This window comes from Amycolatopsis acidicola (genome assembly GCF_007713735.2).
In the GTDB taxonomy this organism is placed as follows: Bacteria; Actinomycetota; Actinomycetes; order Mycobacteriales; family Pseudonocardiaceae; genus Amycolatopsis_E; species Amycolatopsis_E acidicola.
This window is the reverse complement of sequence record NZ_VMNW02000024.1, coordinates 1-1,183: the sequence shown is the minus strand read 5'-3', so window position 1 is coordinate 1,183 and position 1,183 is coordinate 1. Positions and strand designations below refer to the sequence as shown.

Below are 1,183 nucleotides of genomic sequence, written 5' to 3'. Positions count from 1 at the left end.
TGAGGACGACGAGAGTAGGGAGCCGTTAAGTGGACAGTGGATGGCAGCCGGCCAACCAGGTCGAACGGGACATGCTGACCGCGCTGCAGGCCGGTGACAGCGCCGCGTACGCGCGGCTGGTGCGGGCCGCCCCGCTGTATCTGCCGGTGTTGCCCGATGGGGGCAGCCTGCAGTTGCCGGAGGGGTTGCAGCAGCTGTTCGACGAGGAGAACGTCGTGGTGTTCACCTCGGAGGTCTCCTTGTACTGGCTGCTGTCCGGGCTGGCGGCCGGGCACGAGCAGCTGAACTACGACGAGGTGCTGGCGCGCTTCCCGGCCGGTGGCGGGCAGCTGGTGATCAACCCGGCGTTGCCGATCGGCGTGCTGCTGTCCCCGGACGAGGTCGACGACGTCGCCGAGGGCAGGCAGACCCTGATGCCGGTGCAGGACGTGCAGGACACCGTGATCGACGGCGTGCTGGACGAGGTGCGCCGGATGTGCCTGACCGAGCTCGGGAGCGACATCGAGACCGCGCAGGCCCCACTCGGCGACGCGGCCAACGACCTCGAACGCAGGCTCGCTCGCGCAGTGGAGTCACTCGACTTCGATGAGTTCCTGTTGGCGCTGCTGGAGTCCGATGTGGTCCTGCCGGTCACGGCCGAGACCACGGCCACCCCGGCGGCTGCCGACTTCCCGTGGCGTGTGCTGGGCGCGGTCGATTCGCCGATGATCCCGGTCTTCTCGTCCGCGACCGTCCTGGACCGCGTCGCCCCGGGCGAGTTGCCGCGCGTGCTGGTCCCGTTCGTCGAGGTCCTGACGCACTGGCCGAGCGAGGAGCACGTGCTGTGCTTCAACCCCGGGACGAGCATGGAACTGACCCTGCCCGGCAACAGCGTCCCGGAACTGGTCGAGGCGCTCGGCTAGCGACACCCCTTCGCTCACCCTTCGCCGCGGTCCTCGTGGGTGCGGTTGCCTGCGTGCTCGCTGTTGTCCGCGCCCTCACCGAAGCCTGCACGCTCGCCAAGGCCCGCTGTTCGCCGAAGCCCCCGCCCCCACCAACCTAGGCGGCTAACCGACGCAGGTGCCGCGGCACCCTCCCCGAACCGGCAGCCCGCAAGAACCACCGCCACCAGTGCGATCGCCGTTCCTGCACCCCAGCGCGCCGCCATGTTCCACTCCCGCCCCCCGCGCCCACGCCCGCCCAC

At 70.3% G+C, this 1,183-nt stretch carries 1 protein-coding gene; it reads left to right on the top strand.

The features are described 5' to 3' along the window. Positions 1-29: 29 nt before the first annotated feature. The gene (locus FPZ12_RS18185; RefSeq protein ID WP_144747844.1) at positions 30-902 is read left to right on the top strand and encodes an SseB family protein; all 873 of its coding nucleotides are present in this window, start codon (positions 30-32) and stop codon (positions 900-902) included. Positions 903-1,183: the final 281 nt, after the last annotated feature.